17 protein-coding genes are annotated in these 13712 nt (G+C 45.0%); 12 read left to right on the forward strand and 5 right to left on the reverse strand.

The window, feature by feature from the left end:
* Positions 1–55: 55 nt before the first annotated feature.
* The 5 genes from RBI_RS15130 to RBI_RS13620 all read right to left on the reverse strand — a co-directional run bounded on the left by RBI_RS15130 (position 56) and on the right by RBI_RS13620 (position 3724).
* Entirely contained in the window at positions 56–277 is a 222-nt protein-coding gene (locus RBI_RS15130; protein WP_207640610.1) for a hypothetical protein, read from the reverse strand.
* Positions 274–759 (reverse strand): 23S rRNA (pseudouridine(1915)-N(3))-methyltransferase RlmH, encoded by a 486-nt coding sequence (gene rlmH / locus RBI_RS13605; protein WP_022287465.1) that lies wholly within the window; start codon positions 757–759, stop codon positions 274–276. The genes RBI_RS15130 and rlmH overlap by 4 nt, the downstream gene beginning before the upstream one ends.
* Complete coding sequence (locus tag RBI_RS13610) at positions 756–1541, reverse strand: MBL fold metallo-hydrolase (protein ID WP_041337597.1); 786 nt, start codon at positions 1539–1541, stop codon at positions 756–758. Before RBI_RS13610 ends, rlmH begins: the two co-directional genes overlap by 4 nt.
* 2 nt (positions 1542–1543) lie before the next feature.
* A complete protein-coding gene (locus RBI_RS13615; protein ID WP_041337599.1) occupies positions 1544–2368 on the reverse strand; it encodes a Cof-type HAD-IIB family hydrolase in 825 nt (274 codons plus the stop codon).
* A gap of 69 nt (positions 2369–2437) precedes the next feature.
* Positions 2438–3724, reverse strand: coding sequence for a UDP-N-acetylglucosamine 1-carboxyvinyltransferase (locus RBI_RS13620; protein WP_041337601.1), 1287 nt, complete (start codon positions 3722–3724; stop codon positions 2438–2440).
* Positions 3725–4203: 479 nt separating this feature from the next.
* On the opposite strand from RBI_RS13620, the gene RBI_RS13625 reads away from it, so the two are divergent.
* The 12 genes from RBI_RS13625 to RBI_RS13680 all read left to right on the forward strand — a co-directional run bounded on the left by RBI_RS13625 (position 4204) and on the right by RBI_RS13680 (position 13660).
* Positions 4204–4575 (forward strand): NusG domain II-containing protein, encoded by a 372-nt coding sequence (locus RBI_RS13625; RefSeq protein ID WP_051706990.1) that lies wholly within the window; start codon positions 4204–4206, stop codon positions 4573–4575.
* Positions 4576–4585: 10 nt separating this feature from the next.
* Positions 4586–5095 carry a Gx transporter family protein gene (locus RBI_RS13630; protein ID WP_041337603.1) on the forward strand — a complete coding sequence of 170 codons (510 nt, stop codon included), beginning with the start codon at positions 4586–4588 and terminating at the stop codon, positions 5093–5095.
* A 218-nt stretch (positions 5096–5313) separates the two neighbouring features.
* Positions 5314–5817: a crossover junction endodeoxyribonuclease RuvC gene (gene ruvC / locus RBI_RS13635; RefSeq protein ID WP_022287459.1), complete on the forward strand. Its 504-nt coding sequence runs from the start codon at positions 5314–5316 to the stop codon at positions 5815–5817.
* Position 5818: 1 nt separating this feature from the next.
* Positions 5819–6418, forward strand: a complete 600-nt coding sequence (ruvA, locus tag RBI_RS13640) for a Holliday junction branch migration protein RuvA (protein WP_041337605.1) — start codon at positions 5819–5821, stop codon at positions 6416–6418.
* Positions 6419–6434: 16 nt separating this feature from the next.
* Positions 6435–7472, forward strand: a complete 1038-nt coding sequence (ruvB, locus tag RBI_RS13645) for a Holliday junction branch migration DNA helicase RuvB (protein ID WP_022287457.1) — start codon at positions 6435–6437, stop codon at positions 7470–7472.
* Between the two features lie 210 nt (positions 7473–7682).
* On the forward strand, positions 7683–9026 hold the full coding sequence (glmM, locus tag RBI_RS13650; protein WP_041337607.1) for a phosphoglucosamine mutase: 1344 nt from the start codon (positions 7683–7685) through the stop codon (positions 9024–9026).
* Between the two features lie 9 nt (positions 9027–9035).
* On the forward strand, positions 9036–9728 hold the full coding sequence (locus RBI_RS13655; RefSeq protein WP_081856077.1) for a flavodoxin family protein: 693 nt from the start codon (positions 9036–9038) through the stop codon (positions 9726–9728).
* A gap of 22 nt (positions 9729–9750) precedes the next feature.
* Entirely contained in the window at positions 9751–10614 is an 864-nt protein-coding gene (locus tag RBI_RS13660) for a class I SAM-dependent methyltransferase (RefSeq protein WP_041337609.1), read from the forward strand.
* A 28-nt stretch (positions 10615–10642) separates the two neighbouring features.
* Positions 10643–11539, forward strand: a complete 897-nt coding sequence (locus RBI_RS13665; protein WP_041337611.1) for a carbohydrate kinase family protein — start codon at positions 10643–10645, stop codon at positions 11537–11539.
* A gap of 72 nt (positions 11540–11611) precedes the next feature.
* Positions 11612–11911, forward strand: coding sequence for a hypothetical protein (locus RBI_RS13670; RefSeq protein ID WP_041337612.1), 300 nt, complete (start codon positions 11612–11614; stop codon positions 11909–11911).
* A 24-nt stretch (positions 11912–11935) separates the two neighbouring features.
* Positions 11936–12784 carry an energy-coupling factor transporter ATPase gene (locus RBI_RS13675; protein ID WP_041337614.1) on the forward strand — a complete coding sequence of 283 codons (849 nt, stop codon included), beginning with the start codon at positions 11936–11938 and terminating at the stop codon, positions 12782–12784.
* Between the two features lie 12 nt (positions 12785–12796).
* Positions 12797–13660, forward strand: coding sequence for an energy-coupling factor transporter ATPase (locus tag RBI_RS13680; RefSeq protein ID WP_022287451.1), 864 nt, complete (start codon positions 12797–12799; stop codon positions 13658–13660).
* The last annotated feature ends 52 nt before the right edge of the window (positions 13661–13712 follow it).

Consider the following 13712-nt stretch of genomic DNA (forward strand, 5'->3'; position numbering starts at 1 on the left):
TCCGCAGCATACTGAATTATAATATTATTATACTAAGTCAAGAAATCCTCATATTTCAATTACAGATGATTCTATGGACAGCAAAAGCTGTGCATACAAGCTGAACGATATTTTTATCAGCCGTTTTAAGCTTGTCCTTGAAATGATCAATGTCAATGATTTTTTGACCAGCAAGACCGAAAGTGAGCTGTTTGAACTTTACAATAAGATGTTCGATCTTGATGTTCATTACTACATGACAGGCACAAAGGGCGGTTTTGTCATATCCGAAATTCACTTATGATACCTAGTATTAGCACTTATCTGAAACGCCCTGTAAACCTGCTCCAAAAGCATTATCCTTGCAAGCTGGTGTGGAAATGTCATTTCTGACATTGATAAGCGCAGGTCAGCTTTCGCCTTTATCTCAGGGGCAATGCCGAATGACGAGCCTATTATGAAATTCACTGTGCTGAATCCGTTTAGACCGCATTCGCTGAGCTTTTTGGACAGCTTTTCACTTGAAAGCTGCTTGCCCTCAATGCACATTGCAATATTGTATGCACCCTTGATGTCAGTGTAGCCTTTCATGGCTTTCGCCTCGTTTTCAAGCGCCGCTGCTATCTCCTTTTCGGATGGGTTGTCAGATAACCTCGACTCGTTCAGCTCAACTATTTCAAGCTTGCAGAACGCCCCCAGCCGCTTTGAGTATTCCGCCGCTGCGTCACGCCAGTATTTTTCTTTCAGCTTTCCAACTGTAATAAGATTTATCCTTATCAAAATGCCACCGCCATTCCGCTGCCCTCAGGCTTTGCTATATGTAAAATATAGTCGCTGTTGCGCTCGTAATCCCCAAGTGCTCCCACAGCCGAGTTTTCAGCCTGCAAAGGCGTGTTGTTTTCCTGACTTAAATGCCCTAAAATAAATTTATATGTACCTGCTGTCATAAGCTTTTTTAGCTGTTCTCCGCAGGCAGAGTTTGAAAGGTGGCCGTGGTCTGAAGCAATGCGCCTTTTCAGCTCGTATGGATAAGGTCCATTTTTTAACATTGACTCATCATAATTTGACTCCAGCAAAACAAGGTCAGAACCGCTTAGGTGCATATCCACCTCATTTGTAACAGTGCCAAGATCGGTGCATACGCATACCTGCTTGCCGTCAGGGGTCTTTATCTGATATCCACAGCTTGCAGGGGTATCATGAAATGTGGTAAAACCTTTTACGGCATAATCTCCTATGCAGACTTCATTGCCGTCCACCTCGTTGACATCACAGGCTGGGTCTATTTTGCCGTCAGATACAAGTATCTCAAGATTGGTCTTTTGGGCAAATACAGGGATGTGATATTTCTTCGTGAGAACTTTAAGCCCAGAAACATGGTCTGAATGTGTGTGTGTGATAAAAATTCCCTGTATCACAGTAGGGTCGATCTCGTTAGCTTTCAAAGCCTCACAAAGACGTTTGCAGGATACTCCTGCGTCAACAAGTATCCCGCCGTCACTGTTGCCGATAAAAGAGCTGTTGCCCTTGCTTGATGAAAAAAGTGGATATATCCTTGCCATAACTAATTCCTTTCAAAAGTTTTCAGAAGATACTCTGCAACACCGTCTTCGTCATTTGTGCCTGTCACCTCGTCACAGCCTTCAAGCACCTCTTTGCAGGCGTTTTTTACCGCCACTCTTTTATCAGCCGCCTTGAACATAGGCAAATCGTTGGTGTTGTCGCCAAAAGCCGTGACAAAGTCAAAGCCGTAATTCTCACGAAGATACCTCACGCCTTGCTCCTTAGAAGCCATCGAAGAGAACACTTCAAGATACCAAAGCTTGGGGTCATAAACATCATAATAGTATGTGATGTTCAGCTTTTCATTTTCTTTAAGAGCGTCATACAGCGGTACAAGTTTTTCTTTTTCTGCAATAAATGTGAAGTATATCACATTGTCGATGTACTGAGAAAGGCCACTGACCTGCGTGAAAGACTTGTAATATTTCTCTCTGCGTTCTTTGTAAAAGCTCTTCATTGCAGGTGAAATAAGCCTCTCATATCTTGTGGAAAGCTGGTTATCTGAAACCGAGTACATAAAAGGCTCTAAACCAAGTCCTTTTGAAAGACCTATGATAAGACCGCAAAGCTCACTGGAAAGGCTGTTTATCTTGACGTATTTTTTCTCCGCCATATCATATATAAGCACGCCGTTCATAAGTATAATGGGAAGCTTCAGGTCAAGCCCTAAAAGTATTTTTCCTGCGGAAGCAAGCGTCCTTGCAGTGGCGGCAGTGAAGTTAAGCCCCTTTGCCATGAGCCTGTTCAAAGTGTCTCTTGTGAACTCCGTCACCTCTGCATTGCCGTTAAGCAACGTTCCGTCAAGGTCGGAAATAAAAAGCTCCATATCATGTCCTCTCAAATGCTGTAAAAAACGGCGGCAAATAATATGCCGCCGCAGTGTTATCGATATTTATCAGCCGCTAAGTTCCATTTCGTTAGCGTCAGGCTTGTAAACACGCTGAATGTCAGCTCCAAGCCCTCTGAGTTTCTCATCTATCTTTTCATATCCTCTTTCGATGTAGAAAATATTGTCTATTTCAGTAGTGCCCTCTGCGGCAAGTCCTGCTATCACCATGGCAGCGCCTGCTCTCAGGTCAGTTGCCACAACAGGAGCACCTTTGAGCTTGCCAACGCCCTGTATAACAGCCACCTTGCCGTCAACAGAAATGTCAGCGCCCATTCTTCTAAGCTCAGCCACATATCTGAATCTGTTGTCAAAAATATCGTCTGTAACGATGCTCGTACCCTCTGCAAGCGTCAGCAGTGTTGAGAACTGCGGCTGCATATCAGTAGGGAAGCCAGGGTGCGGCATAGTTTTTATAGAAGTTTTCATGAGCGGACCGTCCACCCAAACATGAACACTCTCGTCGCTTTCCTCAACGTTTACGCCTACCTTGCGGAGCTTTGCCGTGATAGACTCAAGGTGTTTAGGGATAACATTTGCGATAACAACGTCGCCCTTTGTGGCAGCCGCCGCTACCATATAAGTGCCTGCCTCTATCTGGTCAGGGATAGTCGCATAGGTAACGCCTTTGAGGTAATCAACGCCTCTTATCTTTATAACGTCTGTACCTGCGCCTCTGATATCAGCACCCATTGAGTTAAGGAAGTTCGCAAGGTCAACGATATGAGGCTCTTTTGCCGCATTTTCGATTATAGTAAGCCCCTTTGCCTTTACAGCGGCAAATATTGCATTCATAGTTGCGCCAACTGTAACAAAGTCAAAGTATATCTGATTGCCCACAAGCTCGTCTGCTGTGACATGATTAGCTCCGTTCACTATCTCGTCAGACGCACCAAGCGCCTTGAAAGCTTTCAAATGCTGATCTATAGGTCTGTCGCCAAGATCACAGCCGCCCGGCATCGGAACAAAAGCCTCGTGAAATCTTCCAAGCAGCGTGCCAAGAAAATAGCATGACGCTCTCATGGTTCTTGCAAGCTCATATGGCACTTCAGGCTTTTCAATGCCCTTTGTGTCAAAATATATAGTATTTTTATCTAAAAGTCTGACCTCTGCGCCCATTTCACGCAGGATCTTCATGCACTTAGTTATATCGCTTATCTCAGGCACGTTCTCAAGAACGCACGGCTCGTCGCACAGGATAGTTGCCGCAACCAATGCAACAGCAGCGTTTTTTGCACCGCTTATCTGCACAGTACCATGCAACGGCTTACCTCCATGTATAACAAACTTCTCCAAGTTTACACACTCCTTAACGAGATTGTCGGCTTCTCTCTGCCGACGCTCAGATTATTATACCACAGCCACAGGCAAAATAAAAGCAAAAAGCAAGAATTTCAACGATTTGGTTAAAATCATTTAACATACACCCAAGCAATCGTTAAATCTGCCCATATAATGCAGGCTATGGCGGTCTATAAAAAGAACAAATGTTCACATACTCTTAACAATAGAATATTCAACTCTTATATTTTAACACACCCCATTCAAAAAATCAATAGTGAATAAGGATATTTTGATAAATTTTCGACAATTTTTTCAGCTTTTTCGGTGATAATTACAGCAATGTTACAACTGTACGAAATCTTGTACCTTATTGTAACCTTAGTGTAATATTTAAGTACAAAAAATCAGACACTTGCCGTTTGTCTTGACGAAAAAGAACGGCTGTGGTATACTCATAACAACAGATATACTGTAAAAAGGGGAGTGCGGCAGTGGTAAAAAGAAAGAATCTCACATGGGCGGCAGCTTTTGCGGCTGTTATCGCTGCGTGCCTGATATTTATTTTCCTCACAGGTGGAAAGAGCGGAGAAAATTCTGCCGAGATATATGAAAACGGCAAGCTCATAAAGACTATTTCTGACCTTTCCCCCGATAAGGAGTATTCCTTTGAGATAAAAACAGAAAACGGCACTAATACCATAACCGTTGGCGAGGGAAGCATTTGGGTGTCTGTCGCAGATTGCTCGAACCAGACCTGTGTTCATGCAGGAAAGATATCCCACGCAGGACAGACCGTCATTTGTGCACCGCACAAGCTTGTGATAAAAATAGTCGGTGAGACCTCTGCCGACGCTGTGATATAGGGGTGGAAGCATGAAGATATCAGTACAAAAAATCGCCCTTATAGGAATTTTTACCGCCTTGTCACTTATCATTTTCATGGTGGAGGCACAATTCCCTGTTATGCCCATAGGCGGCATGAAGCTTGGGCTTGCAAATATCGTCACAATGACAGCAATGCTTTTTATCGGCAGAAAAGAGGCAGGCTTGGTACTGCTTTTGAGGATAATCCTTGCGGCAGGACTTTACGGAACTGTGGTGAGCTTTGCGTTCTCACTCACAGGCGGAATTTTAGCGTATCTCGCCATGTGCATTGCGGTTTCGAGAGTTGGTGAAAACCAGCTTTGGGTGACATCAGTTTTTGGTGGCTTTTTCCATAACATAGGTCAGCTTTGTGCGGCGGCAGTGATATCAGGCACATGGGCGGTGTTCAGCCTTTTGCCTTATCTCATAATAAGCGGCATTCTCACAGGCACGCTCAATGGTCTTATCCTCCAAAGATTGTGGAAGTCGCCGCTTAGAAAATACAGCATAAAAAGATAACAGCGGCGTCATGGGCATACCTGATGACCGCTGTTTTGTTCTATAGTCAGTTTAGCCAAAAACAGACTTTTCACAAAGTGGCATTTCTACATTTTCGCCTTGTGAGAAATAGGTGAAAACTCAGCGTTTTGCTTGCATTTGACCGAAAAATATGGTATAATTAGTTGTTATAATAGGGTCATTATAGGATAGCGTTGAAATTGAACGGAGGAGTGGATTTGAGAATACTTGGTATCGACCCGGGCTACGCCATTGTGGGATTCGGAGTGCTTGAATACAACAGCGGAAAATTCACTGTTGTTGACTACGGTGCAATAACCACTTCTTCGGATATGGATTTCAACAGACGGCTGAAAGTCATCTATGATGATATGACTGAGATAATAACCACCTATAAGCCTGATGAAATGGGAATAGAAAAGCTTTTTTTCAATACCAATGAAAAGACCGCCATTGACGTTGCACAGGCAAGGGGAGTGACCCTGCTTCCTGCCATAATAAGAAATATTCCAATCTATGAATATACGCCTTTGCAGGTGAAATGCTCCATAGTCGGCTATGGACGTGCCGAGAAAAAGCAGGTGCAGGAAATGACAAAGACCATGCTTCATCTTAAAGCTATCCCAAAGCCTGATGATACAGCGGACGCAGTGGCTATCGCTATAACTCACGGGCTTTCGGTGAACACAAGGCGTGTTATGAAAAATTTTGAGGAGAAATAATATGATATATTCACTTAGCGGAAAGCTCGTTCATACCGAGAGCGACCTTGCCGTAATAGAATGTGCAGGCGTTGGCTATGCCTGCAAAACAACATTTTCTACCTTGCAGCAGATTGCAGGAAAAAGCGAAGTAAAGCTTTACACACATCTTGCCGTAAAGGAGGACGCGGTGGAGCTTTTCGGCTTTGCAACTAAGGAGGAGCTTAAAAGCTTCCGTATGCTCATATCTGTCAGCGGAGTAGGTCCGAAGGCAGGTCTTGCCATACTTTCAGCCTGCACTCCGTCACAGTTTGCGCTTGCGGTTGCAACAGGGGATTCAAAGGCTTTCACAAAGATAAAGGGTATCGGTACAAAGATAGCACAAAGGATAGTCCTCGAGCTTAAGGATAAGGTGGCAAAAGAGAATACCATATCCGTCAGAGGAAATGCGGCTCAGGGCTTTGCGGCTGTTCCAAGCGAAGCTGTCGAAGAAGCTGTCACAGCCCTTGTGGTGCTTGGATATACCGAGGGCGAAGCAATGTCAGTGATATCAAAGCTTGACCCGAATTTGAGCGTTGAAGAGCTTATAAAGAAAGCCCTTATCGGACTTGCGAAATTTTGAGAGGAGAACTCCATAAATGATCGAAAAAGGAGATTTTGATATAGACAGGATAGTCACCCCGAAAGAAACTCAGGCGGAAACAACTGACGATTTCGAGGTGAGCCTTAGACCTAAAACACTTGACGAGTATATCGGTCAGGAAAAGGTCAAGGAGAACCTGAAAATATATATACAAGCGGCAAAAAACAGGGGCGACAGCCTTGACCATGTTCTGCTTTACGGCCCGCCTGGTCTGGGCAAGACCACTCTTTCTGCCATAATCGCTCACGAAATGGGAGTGAATATCAGGATAACATCAGGACCTGCCATTGAAAAGCCGGGAGACCTTGCGGCTTTGCTCACAAACCTTGAAAAAGGCGACGTGCTTTTTATAGACGAGATTCACCGCCTTTCAAGACAGGTGGAGGAAGTTCTTTATCCTGCCCTTGAAGATTATGCCTTGGATATAATCATGGGCAAAGGTCCTGCGGCAAGGTCTATAAGAATCGAGCTTAACAAGTTTACCCTTATCGGAGCGACCACCAGAGCAGGCTCGCTTTCTGCACCGCTGAGAGATCGTTTTGGCGTTATCCAGCGTTTGGAGCTTTACAATACAGAACAGCTTTCCGATATCGTAAAGCGTTCCGCAGTTTTGCTTGGCGTGGCTTGTGATGATGACGGTGCAGAGGAGATAGCAAAGCGTTCAAGAGGAACGCCGAGAATAGCAAACCGCTTTTTAAGGCGTGTGCGTGATTTTGCCGAAGTCATGGGCAACGGCAGGATAACCGCAGACATTGCAAAGATAGCCCTCAACAGAATGGACGTTGACAAGCTGGGACTTGACTCTCTCGACAAACGTCTGCTGACGATGATAATAAAAGGCTATGACGGCGGCCCAGTGGGACTTGAAACCCTTGCGGCGGCTATCGGCGAGGAGTCAGTCACCATTGAGGACGTTTGCGAGCCTTATCTTATGCAGTTAGGTTTCCTATCAAAGACCCCAAGGGGACGTGTGGCGACACAGCTTGCTTACGATCATCTGGGATTTCTCAAGGACGGACAAACGCACCTGTGAGCTTAGTGAGGAGTGAGGAGTGAGGAATTAAGGTATCGCCTAGCGGCGATGAATTTCTTGTTCTGTAGGGGCGACCTTTGGTCGCCGTTACCGCACTTTTCTGTCTTTGATAAAAATTGTATTGGATAAATTTAATATGTGTGTTAATACAGAGTTTACATAAATAAAAAAATAATATAGAGGTATGACCTCGAAAAGGAGCTAATTATTATGGGAAGATTATTTGGAACTGACGGCGCAAGAGGAGTAGCTATTACAGAGCTTACCTGTGAGCTTGCTATGCAGATAGGCAGAGCTGCCGCAATGGTGCTCACAAAGGAAACAAACCACAAGGCTAAGATAATCATAGGCAAGGATACCCGTATCTCAGGCGACATTCTGGAGTCCGCACTGGTGGCAGGTATCTGCTCAGTTGGCGCAGACGCTCATATACTCGGTGTTGTTCCTACCCCTGCCGTTGCAATGCTTGTAAAGAAATACAACGCAGACGCAGGCGTTATGATATCCGCTTCACACAATTCTGTTGAGTTTAACGGCATAAAGCTTTTCTCTGGCACAGGCTTCAAGCTTTCTGACGAGATAGAAAACGAGATAGAAGCACTTATCCTTGACACACCTGAAAAGATAGAGCTTAAGGACGGCTGTGATATAGGTCACGTTTATTACGAAAAGGACGCAGCTTGGGATTATATCCGCTACGTTATGAAAACAGTTCAGACAGATTTCAACGGTATCCGTGTGGCTCTTGACTGTGCAAACGGCTCAGCTTCCGTGTGCGCACAGAGAATTTTCGAGGGACTTGGTGCAAAGTGCATAATGCTCAACGATAAGCCGGACGGAACGAATATAAATAAGGATTGCGGCTCAACACATATCGAGGGTCTGCAAAAGGCAGTTGTTGATAATCATTGCGATATCGGTCTTGCCTTTGACGGCGACGCTGACAGATGCCTTGCAGTTGACGAAAAGGGCGAGCTTATCGACGGTGACAAGATACTTGCTATCTTCTCAAAATATATGAAGAACATGGGTATCCTCAAAAATAATACCTGCGTTGTTACCGTTATGACAAACCTTGGCTTCTTCAAGTATGCAAAGGCAAACGGCATCGTTGCCGCTACCACAAAGGTTGGCGACAGATACGTTCTTGAAGAAATGCTCAAGGGCGGTTATAATATAGGCGGTGAGCAGTCAGGTCATATTATTCTTCTTGACTATGCAAACACAGGCGACGGTGAGCTGACAGGTACAAAGCTTCTGACAGTCCTCAAATGTACAGGCGAAAAGGCAAGCGAGCTTGCTTCCTGCATGGAGTGCTATCCACAGGTGCTTGTGAACGTTAAGATAACAGCAGACAAAAAGGGTATGTGGGATAAAGTCCCTGAGATAACAGACGCTATAAAGATGTATTCCGAAAAGCTTGGTGACGAGGGCAGGATACTTGTTCGTGAGTCAGGCACAGAGCCTCTCGTTCGTGTTATGATAGAGGGCAAGAGAACAGGCATAATCACAGAATATGCACACATGATAGCGGAGCTTATCGAAAAAATGTAAGGTGATATTTTGAAAATAGCTTTGATAAACGGTCAGAACCATAAAGGCTCTACATATCATGTAGGCAGAATGTTAGCCGATAAACTTGGCGGCGAGGTGACAGAGTTCTTCCTGCCGAGAGATTTCGGCGAGTTTTGCTGCGGCTGTACCAATTGCTTTATGAAAGGCGAAGAAAAGTGTCCTCACTATGAGAAGCTCGACCCTATCACCAAAGCGGTGGACGAAGCAGACGTGCTGATACTTACTTCCCCTGTGTATGTCTACCACTGCACAGGCTCGATGAAAGCATGGCTCGACCATTACGGCTGGCGCTGGATAGTCCACCGCCCAGAGGAGAAAATGTTCTCAAAGCGTGCTGTGGTCATATCTACAGCCGCAGGTGCAGGCATGAAAAGCACTAACAAAGATATGGCGGATAGCTTGTCATTCTGGGGAGTGCCTAAGATATATAAGATAGGCTTCGGCATACACGCAACGAGCTGGAGCAAGGTTTCCGACAAAATGCTTGCAAAGATAAGGAAAAAGACCGACAGCATTGCCGCAAAGCTTAAAAGCGACAGCTTTGAGCCAAAGGTCAGTGCTAAGGGCAGAATGTATTTCACTATTTTCCACTTTGCAAACAAAAAGGGCTGGAACCCTGCTGACAGTGCATATTGGCAGGCAAAGGGCTGGACGGAAAATAAAAGGCCGTGGAAAAAGTAAATTTTATATAAGGATAAAAAATATGAGAATTGCAGAAAACTGGAAAGACTATAAGATAATAGATACTTCAAGCGGCGATAAGCTTGAAAGCTGGGGCGGCAAGGTGCTTGTAAGACCTGACCCTCAGATAATCTGGAAGTCACCGAAGCGTTCTGACCTTTGGACAAAGGCAGACGGCATTTATCACCGTTCCTCAAAGGGTGGCGGCGAATGGGAATACAGAAAGCGCCTGCCTGAAAGCTGGAACATAGGCTATAAGAATTTGAAGTTTATAATCAGACCAACGGGTTTCAAGCACACAGGTCTTTTCCCTGAACAGGCTGTGAACTGGGACTTCATGGCTGATAAAATAAGAAACGCAGACAGAGAGATAAAGGTGTTAAACCTCTTTGCATACACAGGCGGAGCTACCCTTGCCTGTGCCGAAGCAGGTGCAAGCGTTTCACACGTTGACGCATCAAAGGGCATGGTGCAGTGGGCAAGAGAGAACGCCGCTGTGTCAGGGCTTTCCGATAAGCCTATTCGCTGGCTTGTAGACGATTGTGAAAAGTTCGTTCAGCGTGAGATACGCCGTGGCAAGACCTATGACGCTATCGTTATGGATCCTCCGTCCTACGGCAGAGGACCTGGCGGAGAAATATGGAAGCTTGAAGATTGTATCTATGACCTTGTAAAGACCTGCTCAGGCGTCTTGAGCGACGAGCCGCTTTTCTTCCTGCTCAACAGCTATACCACAGGACTTTCACCCTCAGTTATGGCATATATCCTTAGAGATGTCCTCGGAACGAGGTTTGGCGGAAACGTCACGGCTGATGAGATAGGATTGCCTGTGGAGGCAACAGGCGGTGTGCTTCCATGCGGTTCAACGGCAATTTGGCAGAAATAGCTTTGCTATAGTAAGGAATGGTGTTCGCATGAAATATACTGAGAATTATGTTTATATGTACGGCCAAATGATCTCCACCTGTTCGTTTCTTCTGGACGGTGATTTTCCAAAGGCAGACGGAACGGCAGAGATAAAGGAAAAGTATCACCTTGTCGGTGGTGAGACCGGAACAGCGGCGGCTGTTCTTTGCAGTCTGAATGTGCCTGTAAAACTTGGCGGTACTCACCTTGGAAGCGGCAATGAAAAGCTTATAAAGAATTATTTTGCAGACAAGACTGCTGACCTTTCGGAGCTTGTAACAGAGGGTTTCGAGGGCGTGACCGACTATGTTATCATAGATAAAAATACACGCACCTGTTTTGGCGAGTGGGATAAGCTTTATTCACGTCCGGAGCCTTTTTATGAACAGCCTTCGGAGGAGTCAGTGAAAAATTCAGCCTGCGTTGCGGCTGACCCTTATTTTGGTGATAAGATAGCTGAGTATTGCGTAAAATATGGCAAGAAATACGTCACCATAGATTGTGCCTATGACAGCTATATCAATAAGCATTGTGCAGTAAATTGCATATCTCATCAGCACCTTGATGAATATTATCCAGATAAAAGCTATGACGAGCTTTTCAGGCTTTATACAGATAATACAGACGGGCTTGTGATATTTACCCTTGGTGAAAAGGGTGCGATGTATGGCAGAAAGGGTGCTGTGCCAAAGATGTGCCCTGCATTTAAAGTAGACGTAGTGTCAACACTTGGCGCAGGGGACAGCTTTAAGGCAGGCGCTGTATATGGGCTTTATAAAGGTCTTGATGACGATACATTGGTGAAAACAGCTTGTGCTGTGGCAGGTGCGGCGGTGGAAAAGTTCCCTATCGCACTTTATCCGCCAACAGTAAAAGATATTGAAAAGCTTATGGGCAATATGTAGGGACGAACAGCGTTCGCATACCCATATATTATAATAAGGTATAAACCAAAATTTCAGACAGGAGGAAAGGTTATGTCTTTTGATTTTGATGAACTTAAACACAAAGCAGGAAATATGCTTGAAAAGGGCAAAGAAAAAGCTCACGAGGCTGCTGAAAGTGAAAAGGGGCAGAAGATAAAGAGCAAAGCAGGAGAGCTGTTTGAAAAGGGAAAGGAAAAAGCCCACGAGTTCGCCGAGAGCGAAACGGGCAAAAAGGTAAAGAACAAGGCTGAAAAGCTCCTTGATAAAGGAATAGACAAAGCCGAGAATGTTTACGAAAAGCATAAGGAAAGAAAGGCTGAACAGAAAGAACAGCCTGAAGATAAGGAATAAACTAAATTTGGTAAGGAAAGTGAAATGAGCAGTTTTATTGAAATAAAGGATCTGCACTTTTCCTATGTGAACGACCTTGAAGACCCACCTGTTAAAACGGAGGTGCTTAAAGGCATAAATCTGAACATAGAAAAAGGCGAGTTTGTGGCAGTGCTTGGTCATAACGGCTCAGGCAAATCTACACTTGCAAAGTGCATAAACGCTATAAATCTTCCTGAGTCGGGGGCTGTCTATGTGAACGGCATGGACACTTTGGACGAAAATAACCTCTTGCCTATAAGAGAAAAGGTGGGCATGGTATTCCAAAACCCTGATAACCAGATAGTTGCAACTATCGTGGAGGAGGACGTGGCTTTCGCCCTTGAAAATATGGGCGTCGAGCCGAATGAGATACGCAGGCGTGTTGACGAGGCTCTTAAAACCGTCGGTATGTATGAATACAGACTTCATGCACCCCATAAGCTTTCAGGCGGACAGAAACAGCGTGTGGCTATCGCAGGCATAATCGCAATGAAGCCTGATTGTATACTTCTTGACGAGCCTACCGCCATGCTTGACCCTCACGGCAGGGACGAGGTAATGAAAACTGTCAAAATGCTCAACGAGCAGGGCGTTACTATCGTGTTGATCACCCATTATATGGAGGAAGCTGCACAGGCACAGCGTGTTGTTGTAATAGACGGTGGCGAGGTCATAATGGATAACGTTCCGAAGAAGATATTCTCAAATGTGGAAACCATGAAAAATCTGGGACTTGACGTGCCGCAGGTGACAGAGCTTTGCTGGGAACTTAAAAAGGCAGGCTATGACATCTCCACCGAGATAATCCACGAGGACGAGTGCGTTAAGAAGCTTTATGAAATGCTTAAGTGATAGGGAGTAACAATGGCAGTAATTAAAACGGAAAACTTGACTTATGTTTACGGCGAGGGTACGCCCTTTCGCAAAACAGCCGTAGACAATGTTAATATAGAGATAAATGACGGCGAAATGGTGGGTATAATAGGACATACAGGCTCAGGCAAATCTACCCTTATCCAGCATTTCAACGGTCTTTTGAAGCCCACGAGCGGAAGCGTCTATATAGACGGAGAAAGGCTGTGGGACGATAAATCAAGGCTTCGCCCTATAAGATTTAAGGTGGGTCTTGTGTTTCAGTATCCTGAGTATCAGCTCTTTGAGGAGACCTGTTATAAGGATATCGCATTCGGACCTAAGAATATGGGTATCAAGGAAGATCAGATAGACAAGTATGTGAAAGAGGCAGCAAGAATGGTAGGGCTAAGCCCTGAGATACTTGACAAATCGCCTTTCGAGCTTTCAGGCGGACAGAAAAGGCGTGTGGCTATAGCAGGCGTTATGGCAATGAACCCAAAGGTGCTTATCCTTGACGAACCTGCTTCGGGTCTTGACCCAAAGGGCAGAGAGCAGATACTTGGTCTTATAAGAGAGTATCATGAACAGATGAAAAACACTGTTTTGCTGGTATCCCATTCTATGGAAGATATCGCAAAGAACGTTTCAAAGATACTTGTCATGAACGAGTCAAAGCTGTTTTGCTATGATGATACCGTGAAGGTGTTCCACCGTTCAGAGGAGCTTGTGTCAATGGGACTTGCAGTGCCGCAGATAACAAGAGTTATAAACAGGCTCAAAGCCATGGGCATTGATATTAAGGACGATGTGTATACAGTTGGCTATGCGAAAAAGGTCATCCTTGAAATGCTGGAGCAGAAAAAGAATAAGTAAGCAGCGGACTGCCTTTGACCCATATGAGCAGAGAGCAGGACTGTGTAAGTTG

Source organism: Ruminococcus bicirculans (ex Wegman et al. 2014) (assembly GCF_000723465.1).
In the GTDB taxonomy this organism is placed as follows: Bacteria; Bacillota; Clostridia; order Oscillospirales; family Ruminococcaceae; genus Hominimerdicola; species Hominimerdicola aceti.